Here is a 25,181-nt window from a genome sequence, read left to right on the forward strand (position 1 = left end):
TTCTCCTCCGTATGTCATCTATATAGATTGACTATTTTTCGATGATCGTTCCGGTAACGCCTGCAAGTGCATCTTTTGCTCTCACAAGTGATGTAACAAGAGCTTGCCCCTCTGATGCATGTTCAACAAAATCCAAACACGCTTCAATCTTAGGCAACATACTTCCAGGAGCAAAATGGCCTTCCTTGATGTATTGTTTTGCTTCTGCAACATTCATCGTTGCAAGTTCTTCTTGTTGTGGTGTGTTGTAGTGAATGCAAACACGATCCACTGCCGTTAAAATAATAAGCATATCGGCATTTAGGTCAAGAGCAAGCTTTGAGCAAGAACGATCTTTATCAATAACAGCTGCAACCCCTTTATAACCTTCAGCTGTTTCTATAACAGGAATACCGCCACCACCGACTGTAATGACAATATCGCCTTGACCTGTTAATTGCTTAATAAGATCAATTTCAACGATTTCTTTTGGTAATGGTGAAGCGACGACACGACGATACCCACGTCCTGCATCCTCCATAAAACTGTATCCCTTTTCTGCTGCAAGTTTCACAGATTCTTCTTCAGTATAGAAGAGTCCTACAGGTTTCGTTGGTTTTTCAAATGCTGGGTCGTTTTCGTCCACAATCATTTGAGTCACAACACTTGCACAGTGTTTATCTATTTTACGTTTACGCAATTCGTTTTGAATAGCTTGTTGTAGATGATATCCAATGTAGCCTTGACTCATCGCCCCACATTCTGGAAAAGGCATGGCTGAAGTTCCACCGCCATTATTTGCAGCGAACTCCATTGCCAAATTAATCATACCTACTTGAGGACCATTACCGTGACCCACGATCACTTCATAGCCTTCTTCAGCCATATCAACGATTGTTTGTGCTGTTTGTTTAACGAGCTCGATTTGCTCTTCAGCATTATTACCGAGTGCATTACCACCAAGAGCGATTACAATACGTTTTCCCATAGAAATCGCCTACTTAAGTGTTGCATACATCACAGCTTTGATCGTATGCATTCTGTTTTCTGCTTCATTGAAGACTTTTGATTGTTTTGATTCAAATACTTCGTTTGTTACTTCCATTTCTTTTAAACCATATTTTTCATGGATTTCTTGTCCAATTGTAGTCTTAAGATCGTGGAATGAAGGTAAGCAGTGTAAGAAGATTGCATCATCAACTGCATTTGCCATAACATCACTATTTACTTGATATGGACTTAAGAGTTTAATACGTTCTTCCCAAACACTATCAGGTTCACCCATTGATACCCAAATATCAGTGTAAATGACATGAGCACCTGTTGTTGCTTTTTTAACATCTTCAGTTAATGTTACAGTACATCCGTTTTCTTTTGCGATTGCACGGCATTCTTTAACTAATTCTGCGTGTGGCATTTGTGCTTTTGGTCCACAAGCTGTAAAGTTAAGACCCATTTTTGCACATGCTACCATAAGTGAGTTTGCAACGTTATTTTGAGCATCCCCCATAAATACAAAGTTTAGACCTTTGAGATAACCGAAGTTTTCTTCAATTGTAAGTAAGTCTGCGATCATTTGCGTTGGGTGGAATTCTGTAGTTAAACCATTCCATACTGGAACGCCTGCATCATCTGCTAATGCTTGAACAATTTCTTGTGCATAACCACGATATTCGATTCCATCATACATGCGACCAAGTACGCGTGCTGTATCAGGAATGCTTTCTTTTTTACCCATTTGGGAACTACCTGGATCTAAGTATGTAACACCCATACCCAAGTCCATACCTGCTACTTCAAATGAACAACGTGTACGTGTTGACGTTTTTTCAAAAAGTAATACGATGTTTTTTCCTTCGAGGTAACGGTGTGGTGTTCCTGTAAGTTTTAAATTTTTAAACTCTTTTGATAAGTCTACTAAATATCTAATTTCTTCTGATGTGAAATCCAAAAGCTTTAAGAAGCTTCTTCCGCTTAAATTTACTCCCATGTGATCTTAATCTCCTTTATATTATTTTTTATTAAATATCTTCACGAACTAATGGCATACTCATGCAACGAGGGCCTCCACGACCACGAACAAGTTCGGCACCACGCAACTCGATTAATTTGAGTCCATGTGATTTTAATAACTCGTTACTAATTTCGTTACGGTCATACACAACAACAACACCTGGTGCGATTGTTAATGTATTGGAACCATCATTCCATTGTTCACGTTCTGAAGCCATCATGTCTTCCCCACCACATTTAATTAATGTTACAGGACGTCCAACATGTTTTGATAAGATGGATTCCAGATCGGTATCAATCTTAACAATATTCACATCACCATTTGTACCTTTAGTAATCTCAAATACTTGAAGTGGTCCAAGGATACCTGGGTGAATTGTAAATTTGTCATAGTCAACTTGTGTAAACACTGTATCCAAGTGCATAAATGCACGACTGCTTGGAATATCAATTGCAAGAATTGTTTCAATTTCTGTGCCCTCAACATTGAAGATATTATGTGCGATGTCTTCAATTGCTTGAGCTTGTGTACGTTGTGAAATCCCAATCGCTAATGTTTTAGCGTTGATGTTTAGGATATCGCCACCCTCAATGTGGAAATCTGCTGTACGATCATAATAGTAAGGAACATTTCCTTTGTATTCTGGATGATATTTGAAGATGTAGTCTGCATAGATTGTTTCACGATTACGTGTTACAGAATACATACGATTCAAGCTTACACCATCACCAATTGATGCAAATGGGTCACGTGTAAAGTAAAGGTTTGGAAGTGGATCTAAGATTAAATCTTGAACCTCTCCAGCCATTTCAACTAATGACTTTTTACCTGAATGATCAAGTTCATGTGTGCGAACACCTTCCATTGTTTTTAATACAAGTTCTTTTTCATCTTTAATTGAATCTAAGAAATTGTAAACCATGTCGTGTTCACGTTTGGTTTTGATGCCGCCTTCTTCAATGAATTGATCTAAGAATTGTTTACGTAGATTTGAATCTTTAATTACTTCTGCCATTAAATCTTCAAGGTAAACAACTTCAATATCGTTATCACGAAGTGCTTGAGCAAACTTGTCATGCTCATCTTGTGCATCTTTAAGGTAAGGAATGTCATCGAATAGAAGACGTTCTAGTGTATCGGGAGTAAGGTTTAAAAGCTCCCTACCAGGTCTATGTAATAAAACTTTTTTAAGCGTTCCAATTTCGCTTGTAACTCTAATTGCGCTCATTACGTTTCCTCTTTTCTTTTTTTCTAGGTTTTGAAAGTGAACTGATCAGGAACACTTTCATCAACCGAACATAGAGTGTCTAATTCCCATGGGTTGTGCGACCTTCTATGTTTACATTTACATTGTAAGCGCTTTTTTGATTGCGTGTAGGACAATTAACCCATTTCAAATTGTATTCTTAGCATTTGCGGAATTTCATGTGATTTTTTTGATTAGTTCCATTTAAACATATAAAAACCCACTTAAAAGTGGGTTTTTATCATAAATGAAATCTTCTCGCCTTTTTTATAATCATGCAAAGAACACATTCAAAGGCGTAAATTTCCGATTATTTCTTAATCGATGTCCTTTTCAAGTTTTAGAAGGGTCTGTTTTAAAGTGAGTCCGCCTCGAAATCCTGTTAGTGCCCCATTTTCCCAATAACCCGCCGATGACAAGGTACACAAAGAAGTAGTGGATTTTGAGAGACCGCTCGAGCAACAGCACGCGTCTTCCGTGTTGTAAACAACATGTCTGACAGAGCCTCGTAACTGATCGTGGATCCATAAGGTATGGATTGAAGCCCTTCCCACACTTGACACTGGAAGGATGTGCCAATCAACTGGTAGCGAAAATCAAAGCATGTACGCTCACCTGATAGATATTCGTTTAATTGTTCTACGACTTCCTCACAGGCCTGCATGTCCAATTCTAAATGATCCACTTTAAATTTTCGTTTAAAAAAATCAAGATCCTCTGCAGTACTAAGAAAAACGATGTTGTCTTGGTGTTCAACAATAAGATAATCATGTCCTTGAATATTACAGATTCGACCAATCATAGTTATCCCTCCGTCGGTTTATGATACCTGGCTTAATGTTCCATTTTCAAGTTTCCATACCTCATCCGCAATTCTAAGAGTTGAAGCTCGATGGGATACAATGAGAATGGTTTTGTCTTGTTTGTAAGCTACAATCGATTTTAAGATTACAGCCTCATTAAGGCCATCTAAATTGCTTGTGGGTTCATCTAAAAGGATAAAATCGCCTCCATGTAAAAAGACGCGTGCTAATCCAATACGTTGACGTTCTCCAGATGATAAGTTACTTCCAAGTTCTTCCATCATCGTATCATACCCTGAAGGAAGGGTCATGATAAAATCATGAACTGAGGCTTGTTTTGCTGCCTTATAAATTTCATCCTCGGTTGCATTCGGTCTAACCAAAGCAATATTATTCTTAATTGTATCTTTAAAGATATCCGTATCTTGGCTCATCATACTTTCAATACTTCTTAGATGTTGGGTTTCAATTTCCTTAATATTAAGATCATTAATGTGAACACTGCCCTCGTTCACATCCCAAAAACGCATAAACAGTTTCAAAATGGTGGATTTACCCGCACCGCTTTCACCAGTAAGTGCAATAATTTTATTTTTACCGATGTTCATCGAAATCCCATCCAAAATCACTTCTTGGTCATATTTAAAGGTTACATCCCGCATGGATGCTTCGTTAAAGGGTTCTTTTTCACCAACTGAAACCGCGTCAACCTGGGGCTTTTCATCCAATAAGTCAAGAATTCGTTGTCCGCTCGCTAATGTATGATACAAATCACCACTCAAATTTGACAATGCAATGACTGGGCCAAACGAACTCATATGCAACGTAAATATCAGTAATAGAATTTTGAAATCCAGATGTCTTCCATAATAAAGAATCGCAAATCCTGACAGCATGATGATGAAATCAACTACCACGCGCATCACACTTTGATATCGATTGAGTGAATTTTGCTTTTCATTAAGATCATATGTTCGTTGTTTGAGTAAATCCATGGTTCGTTGTGAATTTTGATATTGTTCCAGTTCTTCAATACCACGAATTGAATCAAAACCCGTGTGTTTAAGTCTCCTAAGTCATTTCGTATCTCAAGTCCCAGTTCATTTCCTAATTTACTCCTCATAATTGGGATAACAACACCTACAAGAAGCAGTGCACTTAAAGAAATCAATGCTATGGTTCCAGCTCGGAAAGCAATTGTGAGAACCACTGTAACGGAAATTATCACTGCAATAATAATGGGCGAAATCGTATGGGCATAGAACACTTCTAATAACTCTACATCATTGGTAATCATTGCAATTAAATTTCCGCGATCTTTTGTCTCTAATTTTGCGGGGGCCAGGGCTCTTAATTTCTCAAAAACTTGATGACGGATATGGGCTAACAGTTTAAAAGCTATAAAGTGATTTAAAGCTTGTTCACCATATCGAAACACCCCTCTTAATAAGCCACAGCAAATAAGAATGATGAGTAAAAAAGTAAATGAATTGCTTTCAATAATTTCGACTACAATACGTGCTGATAAATAAGAAATTCCGATGGCCGCGAAATGCCCTAGTACGCCAAGGGTAATTGCGCCCAACATCGGAAGATAGAGTGGCTTTACAAACCCTACAAGACTTTTCATAATACCTAATCCAGTTCGCTTTTTCATCGTTAACATGCCTCCAAGAAAATATAGTTTTCAAGATCTTGTTGTGCTTTAACAAGTTCTTGATAAACCCCAGGCGTTTCCATAAGGGTATGGTGATCACCACATTGAACAATCTCACCTTGATCAAGTACGTAAATGCGATCACATTCAAAACAGTTTGCCAAACGGAGAGAAATCATAGTAATCCCTTTTCCGTCATGACGAAGTTGTTGAATGGTATTAAGAATAATCATTTCACTCTCAACATCAATATTGGACGTTACTTCATCAAAAATATAGAATGGGGTATCGTGAACTAAAGCACGTGCAAGAGCCAAACGTTGTTTTTGTCCTCCAGAAAGATTAGAGCCGCGTTCCTTAATTTCATGATCAAGACATAACTCAAGATTTACACGATTTAAACATGCTTTAAGACTCTCATCGGAATAAGAACCGCCCATCATCAGATTTTCGCGGACACTCCCCTTAAAGATAATACTGTCATGAATTACATATGTTACATGTTTATAAAGTTGACTGCAGTTAATCTCTTGACCACCAAAATAGAGGTGTCCGGATTGCGGAAGAATGCGTCCCATAAGCAAGGCGACCAACGTGCTCTTCCCCGAGCCACTTTCACCAACAATACCAATAAATTCATGGGACTCTGCATAAAAGTTTATTTTTGATAAAACGGGCGAATCTGTATATGAAAACGATACGTCTTCGACAACATACCCTTGATCACTGAATGAGTCCGATAAGATCTTTTTACAATCTGCCTCCGTTGCAAGTAATTTAAATATTTTCTCGCTTGCAGCCATTCCATTCATTGCGATATGGAAGTAGGAACCCAGCTGGCGCATTGGAATAAAAAACTCCGATGAAAGTAAAATAAAGAGTAACATTCCTGTTAGGGAGAGAGTCCCTGATTTATAAGCAAAAACTGAAATGACAAGTGCCAACATGGCTCCCCCATAGGCGACCAAATCCATCACGGATATAGAATTCAATTGCATAATCAAAACCCGCATGGTCACTTTCCGAAAAGATTCGGCATCCTCATCCATTTGTTCTTGACGCAAACGATCTGCATCAAAGACTTTTAAGGTTGTCAGACCTTGAAGGTTCTCAAGAAAATGATCGCCTAAACGTGTGTATTTCGACCAATACTTATTTAATAATTTTTTGGCAAGCTTCTGAATTACAATGATTGATAAAGGAATCAACGGAACACAAATAAAAAGAACAAACGCTACACGAAAAGAATACTGAAGCAAAAACACAAAGAGTGTTAAAGGTGCAAGAAGACTATAAATAAATTGGGGTGTATAAAGGGCAAAATAATTTTCGAGTTGTTCAACCCCTTCTGTCGAAACTTGCGTAATTTCACTGCTCGTTAAAACCGATTGATAATCTGATCCAAGCTCAAAGAGCTTCCCAAAAATTAACGATCGCATTTTAATTTTTACACATGAACTTGTCTTTTGCATTGCACGCGAGCTTTTAAAAATTGCAATCCCCTTTAAAACAAGGGCAATCCAAAAATAAAATGGAACATGGAATGACATGCCTATATAATGGTCGCCTAAAACCTTAACAAAAACATACGTTAATACGATATTTGTAATGAGTGCGACCCATTTATAAAAAACTGTTTCCAAAATTGGTTTTTTTGCTTCCTCAACAGTCTTTATGAGTTGAATATTGATCATACTTTGAATCCTCCAGCATCGTTACGTCATCTTCATCTGCAATTTTAAAGATAAAATAATAATATTTAAACAGAATAAGCAAACCGATTATGATGCGTGCATAAAAATTTTTTGAAAAATAAAAAGCACACGCCATCATGATCGTAGCCAAGCATAAAATTTTCTTTTTAGTTTTTCGCTTCATCGTGTGTTTCGTGACAAAATCATCCAAATGATTTTGATATACCGACGTATGCGTTAACCAGTGATGAAATCGGTCAGAACTCTTTGCACCACATATGGATGCACATAACAAAAAGGGCGTTGTGGGTAGCACTGGGAGCAATACACCCAACAGGGCTAATCCTAAAAATAGAATTGCTAAAATCATCATAACTGTTCGTCTCATAATCCACCTCGTCAAGAAATTATAAACGATAAACAACGCATTAATCATGTGAAATCATTTGAATTCATATATTTTTAAGAAGTGAAATCTAAATAGTGTCCGAAATGCACGCACTTGTGTAATTTCACCTCAAATTAACAATTGTTTTGCACGATGCTATTCTTCTCTTTTTAGGCTTTTATCTGGATTCACCACATGATATAATTTCCAAGTAAAAAATAGAGGTATGAATATGGAATCATGGATTATTACGTCGAAAACAATTGGGCAACGCATTGACCATTTTTTAAATGAACACCTAGACCTATCACGAAGTAAAATTGCGAGTATGATCAAAGATGGAACCATCTTATGTAACGATATGCCCACGAAAGCAAATTACAAAACGAAACTCAATGATTGTATTACCGCTTCAACCTATCAAGTAAAAACATTGGATATAGAACCTGTTAAAATGAACATTGATGTCGTTTACGAAGACGAATACCTTCTTGTCGTGAATAAACCCAGAGGGCTTGTCGTACATCCGGGTCATGGTGTTAAATCTGATACGTTACTTCATGGATTGATCTATTATTTAAATCACAACAAAGATCACTATATTCGCCCCGGTCTTGTTCATCGCATTGACCGAAATACATCTGGACTTCTTGTCGTTGCCAAAGATGATAAAACACATCAATTTCTCGCTGAGCAGTTGCTTGATAAAACAATGAATCGAACGTATTACGCCTTAGTTCACGGCGTATTGCCACAGGCCCATGTTCTGGTTGATGCGCCCATCGGCCCTGATAAATCAAACACCAAGATTATGACTGTGAATCAAGCACGGAGCAAACCAGCCCGAACCCATTTCGAGAAAGTTGAAACTTATATAAACTCAAGTTTGATTCGTTGTAAACTTGAAACTGGAAGAACACATCAAATACGTGTTCATGCGCTTCACGCTAAGATTCCGCTTCATGGTGACCCCCAATACGGGCACCCGCTTGATGCAGATCAAAGTGGCCAATACCTTTGTGCTTCAAAACTTGAATTTATTCACCCTAAAAGTTTAAAACTCATGCAATTTGAAGTGCCACTTCCTGAATATTTTATCGAGAAAATTAAAACAATCACACATGCAAAGTAAGTCTTTTTCCCAAAAGAAAAACAAACATCACTGAAGTATTTAGCGATGTTTGTTTTTTTTATGCTTCCAATCGACTCATAATTTTAAATAACAGACTCATTCCAAAATTCCCCAAAGCCATCCATAGACATGTCCTAAAGGGATTCTGTTTCAATGAAATTGCCGTACCGAAGCGCTGTTGGAGAGCATCCAGGATTACAGGCGAAATAAGATAGAGTGCAAGCATTAAAGCGGCTGTAATGAATGCAATCTTCCCAAAAAGTTTCGTCCAATGCCAGCCCGTATTCATAAGCATAAGCGTTAAAAGAATGAGTGCTATACTGACAAGGCTCCCCATGATAATCTTACTGCGTTCGTTCATAAACCAATGAACCCAAGTTAACACGCGTTGTTGATTGGGAGAAAGTTCTTGTTGAACACGAGTAATGATGGTTTCATACGTACGCTGCACATCTGGATGATTTAAAGAATCCTCCACGACTGCACTGACTTCTTCAACCGAAACATTGCCCTCGCTCAATGACTCAATTTCAGGGGCATAGGATTCAATATAGGATTGAACCTCTCCCTTTAATGCAAGCTCATTCATACTGATGTCACCCGTCACGACATCACTTAAAGCATTCGTTACCAGTGTTTCAGAAATTTCTTGAAATTTTGGATCTTGAACAACCTCTTTTTGCAATGCATCAAACTCATTTTGCTTTGGTTCTGGAATCATGGCGCGAATCGGCTCAAAGTAGTGCGCTACCTGTGTTTCAACATCCATAAATGTTGGTTCAATAAATGAAGAGATCTGTCCCAATTGGGATTGTACCATCAATGTGCCAACCAATACGAACATAGCAACAATTACAAGCAAACTCAAAAGTCCATTAACAATTTTTTTCATAATCCACCTCAAAGTCCATTATACATGATTCGAATCATTACGGTAACAGCCTTTGGTTATGATCTTGTGTACGTTGCATTGCCTCTTGAAATTGATTTTGATCTAAATCATCCCGTTTTCGAAACTCAATAAAATCACAACGCTTAGATAGTTCATGAATCAGAAGATCACCGATGTATCGTGGGGTCAATTCATACCCTGTAAGCATGTCCAATGATTCCATGGAATGGGGATTAACATCGACGACATCGCCCCGGCAGTGAGCATAAAAATCTCGCACCAGTTCACCTCGTTTTATTTGGTCACCGCAGACACTAATGTAACATACCATTGATGTTTTTGACCCTGAACGACGTTGCGCAGTACCACAGAACTTTTTTCCGTGTATACTCATATCCGTATCACCAGGACAATATGCACCCGCTACTTTATATATCTCAATTTTATTTGAAATGGGTCGAAGTGCTTCACGAATAAAATCACCATACATAAGGTAGTTATCGTTCATCGACGCAGAAGAATGAAATGTAAGTGACATATTCAAAACCCCTTCATCCGCCACGATTGAACGACCCCCCGAGTTACGAATCATAACCGGTTGGCCTTGTTTTTGGTAAAACGCAAGCCCTTTATCAAAATCATCCATTCTTACATCATCAACACCCATATTGATGCCTTTATGTTGAAAAAGATGTAGAATCAACTCATCTTCTGCAACATTTTTTAACGAATATGCATCTATTGAAGTCGATATAAAAGCATCCTCCGTTTGCATAATTTCATCAATAACAATTCCCTTCATACAATCCCCTACTTTCTAACTCAATCTTAGATTCATCAATCCTCCAAGTCAACAACCATGACCTTTCACAAACACATGATATAATCGAGACAAAGGAGGCATTTTATGGAAAAACAACAATACGATGTGTTGCAACAGCTTTATCTTTTGTACCAAACCCGTTGTGATCGAAAAGATTGTTCGCGAACGGTTTCTAATTTCAACAGTTCATTCATACAAGAAATTGCTTCAAACCTCGACCTGGATGAAGAACAGGTTAAAGAGAGCATCACGTTACTCCAAGAAGCGGGTTATACGAAACTATGGGTTGTTGGTGGTTTTGAGCTCACGCGACGTGGCATTCGAGAAGCGCAACGATTATTTCAATAAAATCTTAAAAAACGCTCAACAAAACCTGCGAGCGTTTTTTTTTGATACCCTTTAAAAGCGGTCATAACTTATTCAAATGTATGTTTCAAAATCCGTTTTAAGGTCTCATCATCATTAAATTCAAATTGGTCAACAAGACTTGCATCGAGATGCGTTAAAAAACGACTGTTTCCCATTGAATCCATGGCGATAATTGCTTCTCCATCTTCAGATCCCGCATACGCACGTTCGATATTTCTAAAACCACGAGCATCTGCTTCTTCAATTATTTTGCGTGCAAGAAATTCACGTTTATCAATATTAGACTCTACTTCTTCATTGGTGACAAGATATGCATCCACTTGGGTTGCATCATCAACCATCCCTGTCTCTGAACTATCCATGTATACTACTGGAATCACAAAGACCGAAATTCGTTCATTAGGAACAAACATGTGTTTTGTGATTGGGACACGCTTACCACGGTAGTGAATTTCCTCATAATCAGGCAAGTTTTCTCGATTGATCGAGTAATCCGTAAACGGTTCTTCGACCCCTTCAATTTGGTACTGTTCAATTTCAATATGAGGAATTTGTTTGATAAAGTTAAGCGCATTTGCTTCTGTATCAAAGATCCCTAATGTATGATGACGCTCATACTGCATTATTTTAACAATAAACATTGTCTTACTCCTTCCGACGCTCCAGCGCTTTAAACGATAACGTTATTTGCTCAACATTTATATTTCGACCGATAACTACGAAATGACTTTGCGTTTCTTGGTTTTCATCACCATAATCAATCATAAAGGTGCTCGCAACCCCCTGAACGACAATGGATGCATCGATTCCCTCTACCGACAAAAGCCCTTTATAACGAAGAAGATCATGTCCCATTGATTCTACCAGTTCCACAAGCCACTCTTTAAAATCAGAAAAAGAGAGTGGATTTCAGCGTAAAGTGTCAAGGTATCCACGTGTGAATGACGATGATGTTTGGTTTCATGCGATTGATTTAAAACCGTTTGATTTAACGAGGCATACTTGGTATGTGATGCATCAAAACGGTCTTCATTTAAAAGATGAAGATAAGTTTGATCCTGTTTTAAAAGAGAAACTGGAGCTAATGGATTAATAGCTTTTAACTTACCTAAAAGGGAATACGGTGTTGATGAGGCTTTCGTGATGTAAATCCGATCAGCAAAAGCGATTTGCTCCAACGATTCACGGTAGTGTTCCAATGCTTGATCCCCATTGAGTGCATCCACAAGGGTAATAATTTCGTTTAAAAAGAAATGGTTTTGGATTGGTTGTGACTTTAAAATCGTTTAAATTAAGGGATTTACTTCCGCAAGTCAGCTTGTTTTAATGCAAGGGCATCTTTTGGGCCTCAAACTGTTGCTTTAAGTCTAGAATCGCACGTTCAAATTCACGATCATCGACACAACATAAACACGCACTGTTAATTTCAAAAATACGATCTTGATCATATTTAATAAATGCTTTATCCAGGTTTACAGATCCAATTTCATTGATAATTAAACCAATTGTATCGTCTTGAGACTCACGTAGAATTTGATTGATGAATGTTGTTTTTCCAGATCCTAAAAACCCAGAAATAATTGTAATTGGGATCATAGCGCCCTCCTTATTAATAATTCTATTATGCGTGAGCGACAGAATTCACGCAAGTAAAAAGTGTCTTAATTCAAAATAAAAAGATCCATTGATGCCAATTCAATCAAAGTAGAGAGGTTTGTTTGACAAAACCGGTTTACTTAATTAGAATGGTTAGTGTTGTCGTCACCGATATGTGATGATTTGTGGAGGAAAGAATAACAATATGAAAAACAAAACAATCTTAAGAACCTACTTTAGTTTCTTCTTAAGTGGGATCTTTATCCTAGGTATTGGCGCAATTATGCCAGACCTTATTACAAACCTGAATCTCTCTTATAGCGATGCAGGAACCTTACTCTCAATGTTTGCGGTAGGTAACCTACTTTCTAACTTTATCAGTCCCTTTGTATCTGAACGCTTCGGAAACAAAATTGCGATTGGTATTCTCGCTGCACTTGTACCCTTAAGTTTCTTATCGATTGTAGTATTTACAGAATCCATTCGTAAAATATTATGGCTTGGATTTATCTTAATGAGAATTGGACGTGGTGCCGTAAGTATTTTGAGTAATGCCATCGTTAATGATCTTAGTGATAATAAGTCACGAGACATGAATATGCTTCATACAATTTTTGCGATTGGTGCCGGTCTTGCATCCTTTGTAATTATTGGTTTGAAAAAAATTGGATTTGACTTTAATCAACTCATTCTATTTTTAACTGCAATTACAACCATTTCATGGATTAATTATCTCACCATGGATCTCGATTTAAATGGACAACAAAAATCCACAAATGTTGTGGAAACGCAAAAATTAGACTTCGCTTTCTTTGCAGTTGCATTTGTTATGTTCTTCTATCTAGGTTTGGAGAATACGATTAACGGTTGGTTTATGACCTACTTAAAGAGTATGAACATTTTGTCCGACGCATTTGCTGCAACCTTAGTTTCCTTGACATGGATTATGATAATGATTGGACGTTTAATGACTGCATTTATTTCTCAAAAAGTTAAAGGATCCAAACTGGTGTTGGTTTATACCGTTGGAGCCGCAATCGCATTCTTTGGTCTTGTATCAACAATGAATCCAGTCATTATTACAATTTCGATTTTAGGACTTGGATTATGTCTTGCAGGAATCTATCCAACAAGTATTGCGAATACATCAAAATATGTTATTGGGAACCAAAAACGTTTAGCCTTATTGCTTACATGTGCTGCATTAGGTGGAATCATTACCCCTCAAATTATTGGATCAATTGCAGACCGTACAAGTATGGTTTTCGCGATTAATGTTCTTGCAATCAATGCAATTGCAATGGTATTCTTCGCATTTATCTCTGATCGTAAATTATAGAAATAATTCAAACCACTTTCGAAATAAAGTGGTTTTTTTTGTTTAAAAAAACCAATTCATGAAGAATTGGTTTAAACGCGTAATGTATGCTACGACTCTATCGTAAATACGATCTCATCAGCATCCTGATGTGTTGCGATCTTACTTCCTGCTAATACCACACCAACATAGATCATGAAGTAGCCACATGTATAAATGATGCTTGGAACGCCATTTAGAAAACTTAATGCTACCGGTGGTGTTGAAACATACCCATAATTTGTTTGGATTAGATGGTTAATAAAACTTACGATGATAAAATAACCACCCACCATCTTGATGACACCTAATGTTGCACTTTCCTGCATGGAGAAATGATAAAGATACTTCATATAGAGTGGCACTAAAATCATTAATGAATGTCCTACAAAAAATTGTATAAACATCGCATTCGGGAAGCTAAACCCACTGGTATCTGCTAAAATCAAGGCAGTTACGGCTGCAGGAATTCCAAGCAATCCCAAAACTTCATAGATACATTCCTGTTTCGATACAAGTAGAATAATTGTCATAATCTGCAAAATACGACATGGATAAAGCGGTAACGCGTCATGTAAGGTCAGTTGATGATTCATCGCATACCAACTATAAAGTAACCCCTGTTGAATCAAATAGACGCCAAGGAAAACCCATCGTAACCAAGCATATTTCCCCATTGCAATTTCATCACGTTTTTTAATCACTATTCCGATACAAATCCCCGCCAATATTAACATTAAGAAATGAATCGGCGTATAGAGTGTAAAAGGGTTTTGACTAAAGTATAACTTTTCACTTAATTGACTCATAAAAACTCCATTTTTCTATTTTTAAAGTAACATTCATTATACCCTATTTCACAATAAAATCACACTGATTTTGGCTGAATCAAAATGAAATGACGTTAATAATTACAAAGAATGCATTCCTCCAAATCTAAAACAGAAGGGCTTTAGGTTCTAGCTTTTCTAATAAAACATTGTGAATAAAAAACACCAAAAAGAATTTGGTGTTTGGATCGATCAAATCGATTCACGAATTAATCTATCGTTAAGGATTTAATATAGACAGGATGATTGTTTTTCGCGCGATAACTTCGGTCAAGGATATATCCATTTTTTAAGTAAAGATGCTGGGCGAAATCGGTGGTTAGGATGAGTTTAAATACTCGATTTATCTGCGCTTCGCTTTCGACTTCCATCAGTAATTTTGAAGCCAACCCATGTGTTCGATGGGATGGCTTGACCCAAAGTTCACGAACAAACATCACATGCTCCGTAAAAACCAATGGGTAAGATGATCATATCGACACATGATAAACGCAATGATCTGACCCGCTTCTTCATACGCTAAAACTTCATTGTTTTCTTCACGATTCATTGCTTCAAAAAATTCATGATGATTGCTTATTTCATAACCAAATTCATGAAAATACGCCATAAATGCATCTTTAAAGAGTGCATCGGTTAAGTCATCAATACATACTTTTTTCATTTAATTACCTTCCTTTTGAACCTTTATAATCGTGTCTGCTCTAAAAATATCCAAAGGTATTTTAAAAAAATAAATTTAGAGGGATCTCATCATATTTTTTCATCATTAATCCCTCCTTTCTCTAAAAAAGTATAACATAGAATACATTTCATAATCGATGTTTATTATCATTAACAGACCCTATCAAAAAAAGAACTCATAATCATGAGTTCTTTTTAAACCATTATTGTTGTTTACGTTTCTTTTTAAGACTTACAACATACATCAACCCACCGAGTGTAATCAGTGTCGTCACATTTCGTGATCCAACACCGGTTGTTGGTAATGTGGTTGGTGGTGTGGTTGATGTGGTTGGTGTTTCTGTTTTCTCATTTGGATCGATGACAATAGGTTTGTCTTCTTCCTTTTGAATCGTTACATCAACTTTAAATTCTTTTACATATGGATTGGATTTCATGCGGAAGAATGAACGCTGTAAGCGTGTAAGACGTACCGTTACCGCATAAGTTCCTTCCGTATTTTGGTCGACAAGTTCCATAAAATTCGTTTCAATATCAAACGCAATGCCGTCTGGGTTTTGAATATTAAGGGCTTCAATAAATGCCGCTTCTGTGATTGGTTTTGAACCATCTAACGTTACATTTGGATTCAAGGTAATTGAATCTAAAGGTCCCTTAATGGTTTGATCACGATATTCTAAACCAAAAATCGCTTCACGAAGATTATTCGTAACAACCTCAAGGATTGAAGTTGTTGCGGATGCATCATTAAAACTTACATTTGCAAATGATAGTTGTTTATCTCAAGCTGCAAGACTTTCCTCAGTATAAAGTGATCGATCAATGCTCTCAGCAATTTCAATCATCGCTTTAAGCGATGCACGTGCCTTCTCAATTTGATTGCCAACTTCTTCTAAGTTATCGATATGCTCTTGCAATAACTGTGCGAGACTCTCCAGTGTTTTCACATCTGAATTCAGATCATCCACAGCATCTTGCGCTTTAAGAATTGATGCTTGCATCGCTTGTACACCAGTACTTTCATACCCTTCGATATCAATGTTTTTAGCCTTTGTAATCATCGCTACTAAAGCATTGCGTGCATCGCGTATCGTTGAGTCATAAGTAACTGTGTATGTTTCTGTATTAATACCATCCTCTGCTCTTACAACATATTTCATCCCATTATCGGTTTCAATAGCACTAATGCTCGCATTCTGCGATGTCTTAAGTTCGAGTTCAGGTAGATTATTTGTTTTTTGTTCATAAACAAAATTGTTATTTTGCGCGAAAGCATCAACTTCTTTTCCATCAACAAGTAATGTCACGTTAAAGTCTTGATGTGCTTTAGCGATGCGATCATAAACTTCCACTTCTGTAATCGCAATTCCTTTTTTGTTTGCTTGTTTGGTCATGTTAATGCGTACCGCATATGTTTCCACGCCATCAAATGTTAACGTATTCATGGTTTCATACGCAAACGGTTTTGCCTTAAGGTTTTGTACTTCAACCCAATTATTTGGATCATTCAGGACTGAATCCTCACTGCTTATATGACCAAATTTTGTTGGCAATTCTGGTTTAATTCCTTCTTTCAAGACTTCAACTACATACGAACCAGGGAATCCTGTTCCATTATCTTCGAAGAAACCAATACTAAAGTTATCAACGAAGCGTGGTGCCATAGTCCCTGCATCCGCAAAGACAATTCCCACCCAGTCTTTTTCGCGACTTTGTGCTTGCCAGTTGGTCCAACGGTTTGCAGGACTGTTAGTATACGAGATAACCGCATCGTTCATTGCACTGACACGATCGTTAGAACCTGGGCCATCGTTTGTAAAGGATGCGATTGCAGCTGGCAATTCCGAACCGGTCCACATCTTAGCGATGTTATCGCCTTTTTCGTAATCGGCGGTAACGCGGATCGATAGCGTTGTTTCGGCATTTGCTGTTTCGACCATACCTTTGAGTATATAGGTCCCTGGGGTTTTTAAGTTTTCTTTATCAAAGGTTTCCCAAGTGACATTAAATTCATCAACACGACCCGTATTGTGGTATGCCTTTGCTTTAAGTGGTAGTTTAAAGGATTTATCTTGAGGTGTCACAAGACTAAAGCTTTCAACACCGACATAACCCTCGACAATAACCTTAGCGACAGGTTGAAGTTTTGTACCCTCAACATGACCCTTAATTTCCAAGGTTCCGTATTCTTCAAGACGTTGTTCATCAAATGCATCCCAAGTTACTGAAACGTCTTTATCAAAGAGTGTTTCATATTGGGCTGTAACGGTTTGAGGCAGTTCAATCTTCTTACTGCGATCTGTTCTTATCACGATTGGTTTAAATGCTTTAATCGGTTCTTGAACATCATTTTTCGTTACCGTAAAGGTAACATCGTTGCTTTCATATGATTTACCACCGTAAGCAATATGCGCTTTAACAGTATACGTTCCCTCTTGATGTAAGTAGATTAAGCCCGATTCCATACGAACTCCTGATTTCTCACCTTGGACCACTTCATATGTGATATCAAGTAATGAAGGTGCAATCACTGCTCCATCTTCAAGGAAACTTTCCAATTTAAAGGCAATGGTTTCCTGAGTTTTACCTTGTAAACGATCGAGTGTAAGGGTTGAATGATCATAAACTGGATCGGAAACAACATAAGTCAAATCATAATCTTTCGAGTTTAACCCATCTTCAGATGTAACACGAACTTTCCCTTGATAATTATTATCGCGGGTAGGTTGGACGACATTTACAAAAGAACCTGGTTTTGCTGTACCCTTAAGAATTGGTAATGCTTTTCCAAATGGTACGCTTACAACATAAACATTTTGATCGGATTTAAAGTTTTCTAGCGGTTTGTCATCAAGATGAATCATTTCCAATTCAGCTTTAGAATTGGCTTCAATCTTAAGGGTATCACCGATTACTTTTAATTCAGAAAGACCCATAGGTCTTGGCTTATCGCCATTCATTTGTGAAGTCATATTGAGGCGAATAAACTTCGCATCAACTGTATCAAAGGTGATTGGAATTTCCTTGGTCACATCCCCTGCTGTCACCACAAAATTATCATTTTTACTTTGATTTAGAACAGGTGTAAAGGATACACCATCAACACTTGTTTCAATGATTAAGGAAGCAGGTACTTTCGTTGTATTGTCTGTAAAGAAATGAATTCCAACTTGATGGATTGTTTCAATCTTTTCAAACTCTAACATGACCCATTCTTCTTTTTTGTCACCATAATTATTAACCCAGTTGGTCCATCGGTTTTCAAAAGCAATGGTACCATCATTAATCCGTTCGATTCGATCACCACCACTCATGTAGGAGCTTGTAGCGATTGGATACGTATCTTGTGGACGACGCACGGCAATATTTTCTCTTACCGCTTTCGGTTCTAACACTGTAATATGGGCAGTGCCCGGATAATCCTGACAACCCGAATGTGCTTGACCGGAAACCTTGATAATGCCTGCTTTCGCAACCATAGCTTCAGAAATAGAGTCCCATGTTACCGGTAAGTTTACTTCCGCACCATTTGAATAATAAGCGGTAACGGTTGAAGGTAAGGTTGGTACGGTGCCCTTTGGCGTCGCAAGGATTGGATCAATAAGATCAGTAATCATGCGCACCCATACGGTTGCCGTTACAGGGCGTGTTACCCCTTCGACGGTTCCATTCACTTTAAAGGATCCGGGTTGTTCAAGGTTCGATGCATCGATGGTTTCCCAACTTACATCCACTTTCTTTTCCGTTCCGTCAGAGTAAATAGCATTTACAGTCGTTGGGAGTTCAGGTTGGACATGTGTTTCGGTAAATACAGAAACATCATCAAATCCTAAAATTTCAGGGGTCTCAGGTTGTTTCTCAATCGCAAAGACTTCAGTCTTTGCTTCAGATAAGTTTTCAGCTTTCGCAGTCAACTTAAAGGAACCTGGTTGGCCATCCGATTTGACAATGACAAGTGCTTTACCATTGAACGCTTTTCGTTGCCATGTACCATCATGTTGTGCTTTATAACGTTCATTACTTGCAGGATCCCCATTATCGACCCCAACAATCTCACCATTTCCCTCTAGGGTAAAGATGATATTATTTTGAGCATTCGGATTCATCACACCGTTTTCATCTACAACATTCACATGAATGTAGGATAAATGATCACGACCATTTTGAATCACACGTTTTTCAGGAGCTAATGCTACAGCTGCAGATCCTTTTGAAGTCTGAATCACATCTTCAGCGATAACGTTGCCCTCTGCGTCTTTCGCAACGGCTTTTAAAGTCCCAGGTTTAAAATCCAAACGCCATTCTAAGTATAATTCTTTAGCATTGGCACCTTCCTGATAAGGACGACCATACGCTGTTGTTTTTTGAACAAATGCTTTTTCGCCCAGTGAGACGTCATCTAAGAACAACTCAACCTTCGCCGCATTGGAGAAGATACGTACGGGAATTTTCCCATCGCGTGTTCTCATATTGTAGTCTAAAAGCGATTCTTTCTCCCAGTTCCAGTGTGGTAAGATGTGCACCATTGGATCAGTCTTTACATCTTTCCATTGACTTTGATAGAGGTAGAAATCATTTTTAGGGAATCCAGCGGTATCAATGATACCAAAGTAAGATGATTTTGGTGGCGTTTGATTTTGGTTGTGCCATGGTGTTGGCTCACCAATATAATCAAATCCGGTCCAAATAAACTGACCCGCATACCCTTTTTCATCACGATCTGGAATCCATGAATTGGTTGCTGTTTTACCCCAACCAACATGATCATTACCATAATCCGATTGTTGATACTTACGCGCTGCACTGTTGTCATGCGAACGTAATTCATCCGGGAATGCATAAACACCACGACTTCGTGTTGCTGAGGAGGTTTCAGATCCATAAATCAACCAATCTGGATGTTTTGCACGAATCGTTTTATAAGAATCTTCAGCATAGTTGATTCCAACTGCATCAACTTCAGCACTGATACGCTCATGTGCACCTGTTGCAGCCCAACGGTAAACATCTTGTCCCATGGTTGTATAGCGCGTTTCATCAACTTCTTTCGTCCATCGGTGTAAATTACGGATCGTTTGAACTGCTTTTTCACTACCTCCGTTGGACTCTCCAATTTCATTACCTAAAGACCACATAATGACTGCAGGTGAGTTTTTACCACGTGCAACCATACGTTTAAGGTCATATTCTGCCCATGTTTGGCCTTCAAGTGCTTCGGGATGGGTTGCTTTTGCATCGAAGAAACGACCATAATCATAAGGCTTTTTACCACCATACCATGTGTCAAAGGCTTCATCGATAATCATAAGTCCCAAATCTTCAGCAATCGCAAGGAGCTTATCATCTGCAGGGTTGTGCGTAATTCGAACAGCGTTAACGCCCATATCTTTTAGAATTTCCATTTGACGTCGCATTGCATCATAATTCGCAACTGAACCCAGTGCACCTTGATCATGGTGCATTGAAACTCCATAGAACTTAACATCGTTACCATTTAATGAAAAACCGCCATCAGGAGTCCAATTCATAAAACGATAACCAAATCGTTCGATTGTCTCATCGACGACACGGTTATTTTTTAAAACTTGTGTTTTAACGCGGTACGTTACCGGTGTGTCGATATCCCATAACGTTGGATTTGTAACCTTTATGGTTGAATCCAAGGTGTGTTCTTTCCCAGCTTGAATTTCAACTTCTTTCGTTTCGGATGATCCCATTGAAGTTCCATCAACCGTTACAACTTCAGTTTTAACTTTAACTTTTTCAGCTTTTTTTGATTTATTTACGATGGTCGTCTTAACATCAGTCGTAACCTCATGACCAACTTCTTTTTCTAAGTTTGGTGTTAAGACGGTTGTTCCATACTCTTTTACGGAAACATCGTCAGTATACGTTAAGGAAACATCACGATAGATTCCACTTCCTGAATACCATCGACTACTTGGCTGTTTATTCACAACTTTGACCGCAATCGTATTCGGGCCTTCTTGATTGATATAATTCGTTATATCATAAGAAAAAGGCGTGTAGCCGTTCGAATAGTTTCCAACTTCTTTACCATTCACAAATACCGTGGAATCCATATAGACGCCACCAAAATTTAAACGAACATGTTTGTCCATCTTTTTATCAAAAATAAATGTTTTGCGATACCAACCCGTACCACCATTTAACAAACCACCCTCATTTTGTGCCGGTGAGTTATGGTCAAAATCAAAAAAGATCGACCAGTCATGAGGTAATGATAACGATTGCCAATCTGTTTCAGCATAATCAACTTCGCTTGGACTTGATGCGCCTGAAACATTCAGCTTAAATTTCCAATCATCATTAAAATCAACATTTCGTGAATCTGTTTTGATTACAACAGGTTCCACGACAGCAGCATGGATTGGGGTTTTTTCTATGAAAACACTTGAGCAGGTCACAGCTACCACCACCCCCATAATTTTAACTGCTTTTCTAAATGACGAATTCATACTCTTCCTCCTATTTAGTGAAAACCAGTAAACATTTAAATATCTTTAATCGATATCTTTACCAAAGATATTTCTCATGTATTTCATATTGTTAGCGCTTACGTGTCCATTATTGCGTTTGCAAGCATACTTGTAAAGTGTAAACGGTAACATTTCACAAGTAAAATATTGGTAAACTTTACTTAATTCCCGAATACCCTTGTATGAGTGCTTTTAACCCTAAACGTTACTTGATTATCGTTGTTCGTCAATTAACCTTAAAAATTCTTTGGTAAAGCGTAAAAATAGAAATATGATATAATAATAGAAAAATGGAGGCACTATGAAAAAAATCACAACCTTACTTGTTATGAGTTTTTTTGTTTTAATTTCACTGACTGGGTGTTCACAGACCCCTAACCAACCGAAACCGGATGCGTCATCAGAGGTTCAAGACTTCTCAAAAGACACCAATCCTGTCGTCACAATCGAAATGGAAGATGGCGGTATTATTAAAGTAGAACTTTATCCAGATATCGCTCCAAACACCGTAAACAATTTTATTAGTTTGGCTCAAAATTCGTTTTACGACGGCTTATTATTTCATCGCGTCATTCCGGGATTTATGATTCAAGGTGGTGATCCAAAAGGAACTGGAACTGGTGGTCCTGGCTATACGATAAAAGGCGAATTCGCTCAAAACAATTTTGATAATCCTATCAAACACCAACGTGGTGTTATATCGATGGCACGCAGCAAAGGCAATGATACAGCAGGTTCACAATTTTTTATCGTAACCAGCGATTCCCCTCATCTTGACGGAAGTTATGCCGCTTTTGGAAACGTTATTGAAGGCATGGAGACCGTTGATCGCATCGTGAATGTAAAAACAAATCAGGAAAATCGTCCTGTCGATGGAAGCGAACAAGTTATGAAGCATGTAACAGTGGATACCAAAGGGAAAACCTATACCACTCCGACTCAAAGTTAGGTGTATTATGTAGAGACAGAGGATGCGATAACCGTACGGAAGATGTACGGTTTTTTATGTTATAAAAAAAGGAGTTTCCATGAATGAACTGAACCCCAAATTTTGGACAAGCTAATTATCTTTTAAATTTAAGGATTGATTCCTGTATTGAACAGGGGTCAGTCCTTTTAGTTTGCTCTTAATTCTCTTGTTATTATAAGAGTCGATATATTCATCAATTGCATCAACTAATTCTTCTACCTTTTTATACTTATGTTCTTGGTCATAATACATTTCTGATTTTAGTAGCCCAAAAAAGCCCTCCATGAGTCCGTTATCAATACTATTTCCCTTTCTTGACATACTTCTAATCATCGAATGTGCTTCTAATTCTTTCACATAAAATTGATGTTGGTATTGCCATCCTCTATCCGAATGAATAATTGTTCCTTGCGTATCGTTACAAGAAAATGCCTTGTGAAGCATGTCTCTAGTTTGATCCAAATTAGGACTTGTAGATATGTTGTAAGATACAATGTATCTACCATATGCATCAAGTATTGGTGAAAGATAGATTTTCTTCCTTGCACATTAAACTCAGTGATATCCGTAAACCATTTTGATTGGGTTTATCAGCTTCAAAATCTCTTTGAACTCGATTCTCAACAATGGTTCCCACTGTCCCTTATATGAAGAATACTTACGTTTCTTTCTTATGATTGAATGTAATCCCATTTTATTCATAAGTCTCAAGACTTTCTTGTGATTTACACGAATTCCTCGATTATTTAGTTCTAAAGTAATTCTACGATAACCATATCGTCCTTGTGATCATAATAGATTTCTATAATCTCTTGCATGAGTTCGTCGTTTTGGTATCAAAATCAATTTTGAAACGTAGAAGTAGTAAGTAGATCGAGCGAGTCGGATATTTTTAAAAGAATCTCTAAGGGATATTTTGTCGTAGTAAGGAGACTACTCTGGTTTTCTTCTTTCGCGCTCCACCCTTTGTTTCACTACGGCATTCAATTTTTAAATATTCATTCTCCGCTTCCAAATACTTGTTTTTCTTCAATGCCTTTAGTTCATCATTAACTGTTAACAGTTTAGTTGGTTTTGTCATAGATGGTTTACCTCGTTTCCGTTCTATGACATTATAGCCGTTTTCTTTATAATTTTTAATCCAATTGTAAATCAATCCATCAGAACTTAATCCAAGTTCGATGGCGACAGCTATTGTACTTTCTCCATCCATTAATATCCGATTTATTACTTCTGACTTAAATTCATGAGAATAAAAGTGATTTTTGTTTCGTCTTAGAACATTGGGTCCATGTTGATCGATAAGTCTTACCAAATATTTAATACTTGATTTATTAATACCATACTCATTTACTAATGAACATACTGATTGTCCTAACTTTCGTTTTTCATATATTTCAATTTTTTGTTTTCGTGTTAGCTTAGCCATAAAAAACCGCACCTCCTCATCTTTGTCCAAGATTCGGGGTGCGGTTCATGAAATGGAACTCCTTATAATCCGTTGATTCTTTAGTCTAGTTTGAGGTTGGGAGGACTCGATTGACTTCTCCCGCTAAATTCGAAATTGGAAGTGTCTGAAGCACTACTTGACCGGGTCCAGTCAACTTAACCAAGAAGAACCCTTCACCACCGAAAAATTTATTACTTAAACCTTTTACGGTTTCAATTGCATAAGATACACCGGTTTCAAACATAAATAAATTCCCTTGATCGACTAATAAGGACTCACCTGCTTGAAGATCATACGTAATGAGTGACCCATCCGCTTCAAGAAAGAGGTTCCCAATGCCTGAAAATTTTTGAAGAATAAAACCCTCACCACCAAAGAATCCAGCCGATAATTTTTTGGTGAATTCGTTGGAAAATTCAACGCCTGGTTCCGAAGCGAGAAAGGCATTTTTTTGAGCGATAAAGGTTTTAGAACCGTCCATAACGATATGTTTAATTACACCTGGCATCGACATTGCGAACGCAATTTCTTGATTGGAAGCCTCAGCAGTATACGTATTTTGGAAAAATCCTTCTCCCGAAAAAGCACGGCCAAACGCTTTCTTAAAGCCGCCTCCCGAATGTACCTTATAAGTCATATTGGAGGTCATCCAAGACATATTTCCAGCACTTGTAACTAAGGACTCCCCCTCATTAAGAAAACAGCGTAGGACTGGATAAGTCCCTTCAATTTTAAATTCCATAAACGTTCTCCTTTTCTTGAATTATATCATAAACAACAAAAAGAGGCATTATGCC

The 25,181-nt window shown here is 37.7% G+C and carries 24 protein-coding genes and 1 pseudogene; 4 read left to right on the forward strand and 21 right to left on the reverse strand.

The window, feature by feature from the left end:
* Positions 1-31: 31 nt before the first annotated feature.
* From arcC to EEI45_RS06175, 8 genes are all read right to left on the reverse strand, one after another.
* The gene (gene arcC, locus EEI45_RS06145; protein ID WP_125164551.1) at positions 32-967 is read right to left on the reverse strand and encodes a carbamate kinase; all 936 of its coding nucleotides are present in this window, start codon (positions 965-967) and stop codon (positions 32-34) included.
* A 9-nt stretch (positions 968-976) separates the two neighbouring features.
* Entirely contained in the window at positions 977-1,969 is a 993-nt protein-coding gene (gene argF, locus EEI45_RS06150; RefSeq protein WP_125164552.1) for an ornithine carbamoyltransferase, read from the reverse strand.
* Positions 1,970-2,000: 31 nt separating this feature from the next.
* Positions 2,001-3,221, reverse strand: a complete 1,221-nt coding sequence (gene arcA / locus EEI45_RS06155) for an arginine deiminase (protein WP_125164553.1) — start codon at positions 3,219-3,221, stop codon at positions 2,001-2,003.
* A gap of 400 nt (positions 3,222-3,621) precedes the next feature.
* Positions 3,622-4,041 (reverse strand): methylated-DNA--[protein]-cysteine S-methyltransferase, encoded by a 420-nt coding sequence (locus EEI45_RS06160; RefSeq protein WP_228410260.1) that lies wholly within the window; start codon positions 4,039-4,041, stop codon positions 3,622-3,624.
* Between the two features lie 18 nt (positions 4,042-4,059).
* Positions 4,060-5,037, reverse strand: a complete 978-nt coding sequence (locus EEI45_RS09395) for an ABC transporter ATP-binding protein (RefSeq protein ID WP_228410261.1) — start codon at positions 5,035-5,037, stop codon at positions 4,060-4,062.
* Entirely contained in the window at positions 4,965-5,699 is a 735-nt protein-coding gene (locus EEI45_RS09400) for an ABC transporter transmembrane domain-containing protein (protein WP_228410262.1), read from the reverse strand. The genes EEI45_RS09395 and EEI45_RS09400 overlap by 73 nt, the downstream gene beginning before the upstream one ends.
* Positions 5,700-5,701: 2 nt before the next feature.
* On the reverse strand, positions 5,702-7,393 hold the full coding sequence (locus EEI45_RS06170; protein ID WP_125164554.1) for an ABC transporter ATP-binding protein/permease: 1,692 nt from the start codon (positions 7,391-7,393) through the stop codon (positions 5,702-5,704).
* Positions 7,362-7,781, reverse strand: coding sequence for a YbaN family protein (locus tag EEI45_RS06175; RefSeq protein ID WP_125164555.1), 420 nt, complete (start codon positions 7,779-7,781; stop codon positions 7,362-7,364). Before EEI45_RS06175 ends, EEI45_RS06170 begins: the two co-directional genes overlap by 32 nt.
* Positions 7,782-8,013: 232 nt before the next feature.
* Here EEI45_RS06175 and EEI45_RS06180 point away from each other — a divergent pair, with 232 nt between their 5' ends.
* Positions 8,014-8,913 (forward strand): RluA family pseudouridine synthase, encoded by a 900-nt coding sequence (locus tag EEI45_RS06180; protein ID WP_125164556.1) that lies wholly within the window; start codon positions 8,014-8,016, stop codon positions 8,911-8,913.
* 58 nt (positions 8,914-8,971) lie between these two features.
* On the opposite strand, the gene EEI45_RS06185 is transcribed toward EEI45_RS06180, so the two are convergent.
* Together EEI45_RS06185 and EEI45_RS06190 are read right to left on the reverse strand one after the other, a co-directional pair.
* Positions 8,972-9,805, reverse strand: coding sequence for a hypothetical protein (locus EEI45_RS06185; RefSeq protein ID WP_125164557.1), 834 nt, complete (start codon positions 9,803-9,805; stop codon positions 8,972-8,974).
* A gap of 37 nt (positions 9,806-9,842) precedes the next feature.
* Positions 9,843-10,607, reverse strand: a complete 765-nt coding sequence (locus EEI45_RS06190; protein WP_125164558.1) for a lipoate--protein ligase family protein — start codon at positions 10,605-10,607, stop codon at positions 9,843-9,845.
* A gap of 105 nt (positions 10,608-10,712) precedes the next feature.
* Here EEI45_RS06190 and EEI45_RS06195 point away from each other — a divergent pair, with 105 nt between their 5' ends.
* Positions 10,713-10,976, forward strand: a complete 264-nt coding sequence (locus EEI45_RS06195) for a signal peptidase (RefSeq protein WP_125164559.1) — start codon at positions 10,713-10,715, stop codon at positions 10,974-10,976.
* 68 nt (positions 10,977-11,044) lie between these two features.
* Here EEI45_RS06195 and EEI45_RS06200 read toward each other — a convergent pair whose 3' ends face one another.
* The 4 genes from EEI45_RS06200 to EEI45_RS09415 form a co-directional block, all read right to left on the reverse strand.
* Entirely contained in the window at positions 11,045-11,638 is a 594-nt protein-coding gene (locus EEI45_RS06200) for a hypothetical protein (protein ID WP_125164560.1), read from the reverse strand.
* A gap of 4 nt (positions 11,639-11,642) precedes the next feature.
* Positions 11,643-11,870, reverse strand: a complete 228-nt coding sequence (locus EEI45_RS09405; RefSeq protein WP_228410263.1) for a GTP-binding protein — start codon at positions 11,868-11,870, stop codon at positions 11,643-11,645.
* The gene (locus tag EEI45_RS09410; RefSeq protein WP_228410264.1) at positions 11,858-12,223 is read right to left on the reverse strand and encodes a CobW family GTP-binding protein; all 366 of its coding nucleotides are present in this window, start codon (positions 12,221-12,223) and stop codon (positions 11,858-11,860) included. The genes EEI45_RS09405 and EEI45_RS09410 overlap by 13 nt, the downstream gene beginning before the upstream one ends.
* Positions 12,224-12,320: 97 nt before the next feature.
* A complete protein-coding gene (locus tag EEI45_RS09415; protein ID WP_228410265.1) occupies positions 12,321-12,593 on the reverse strand; it encodes a GTP-binding protein in 273 nt (90 codons plus the stop codon).
* A 205-nt stretch (positions 12,594-12,798) separates the two neighbouring features.
* On the opposite strand from EEI45_RS09415, the gene EEI45_RS06210 reads away from it, so the two are divergent.
* The gene (locus EEI45_RS06210) at positions 12,799-13,932 is read left to right on the forward strand and encodes an MFS transporter (RefSeq protein ID WP_125164561.1); all 1,134 of its coding nucleotides are present in this window, start codon (positions 12,799-12,801) and stop codon (positions 13,930-13,932) included.
* Positions 13,933-14,021: 89 nt separating this feature from the next.
* Here the strand turns inward: EEI45_RS06210 and EEI45_RS06215 are convergent, their stop codons facing one another.
* The 5 genes from EEI45_RS06215 to EEI45_RS06225 all read right to left on the reverse strand — a co-directional run bounded on the left by EEI45_RS06215 (position 14,022) and on the right by EEI45_RS06225 (position 21,943).
* A complete protein-coding gene (locus EEI45_RS06215) occupies positions 14,022-14,759 on the reverse strand; it encodes a YwaF family protein (protein WP_125164562.1) in 738 nt (245 codons plus the stop codon).
* Between the two features lie 230 nt (positions 14,760-14,989).
* Positions 14,990-15,217 carry a GNAT family N-acetyltransferase gene (locus EEI45_RS09420; RefSeq protein ID WP_228410266.1) on the reverse strand — a complete coding sequence of 76 codons (228 nt, stop codon included), beginning with the start codon at positions 15,215-15,217 and terminating at the stop codon, positions 14,990-14,992.
* Positions 15,217-15,444, reverse strand: a complete 228-nt coding sequence (locus EEI45_RS09425; protein ID WP_228410267.1) for a hypothetical protein — start codon at positions 15,442-15,444, stop codon at positions 15,217-15,219. The genes EEI45_RS09420 and EEI45_RS09425 overlap by 1 nt, the downstream gene beginning before the upstream one ends.
* A gap of 223 nt (positions 15,445-15,667) precedes the next feature.
* A complete protein-coding gene (locus EEI45_RS09430) occupies positions 15,668-16,096 on the reverse strand; it encodes a hypothetical protein (RefSeq protein ID WP_228410268.1) in 429 nt (142 codons plus the stop codon).
* Positions 16,097-16,246: 150 nt separating this feature from the next.
* A complete protein-coding gene (locus EEI45_RS06225; RefSeq protein ID WP_228410269.1) occupies positions 16,247-21,943 on the reverse strand; it encodes an Ig-like domain-containing protein in 5,697 nt (1,898 codons plus the stop codon).
* Between the two features lie 322 nt (positions 21,944-22,265).
* Here EEI45_RS06225 and EEI45_RS06230 point away from each other — a divergent pair, with 322 nt between their 5' ends.
* Entirely contained in the window at positions 22,266-22,913 is a 648-nt protein-coding gene (locus EEI45_RS06230) for a peptidylprolyl isomerase (RefSeq protein ID WP_125164563.1), read from the forward strand.
* 111 nt (positions 22,914-23,024) lie between these two features.
* Here the strand turns inward: EEI45_RS06230 and EEI45_RS06235 are convergent.
* Positions 23,025-24,363, reverse strand: a pseudogene (locus EEI45_RS06235) (IS3 family transposase).
* Positions 24,364-24,448: 85 nt separating this feature from the next.
* Positions 24,449-25,126, reverse strand: coding sequence for a TIGR00266 family protein (locus EEI45_RS06240; RefSeq protein ID WP_125164564.1), 678 nt, complete (start codon positions 25,124-25,126; stop codon positions 24,449-24,451).
* Positions 25,127-25,181: the final 55 nt, after the last annotated feature.

It is taken from the genome of Erysipelothrix piscisicarius (assembly GCF_003931795.1).
Classification (GTDB): Bacteria; Bacillota_I; Bacilli_A; order Erysipelotrichales; family Erysipelotrichaceae; genus Erysipelothrix; species Erysipelothrix piscisicarius.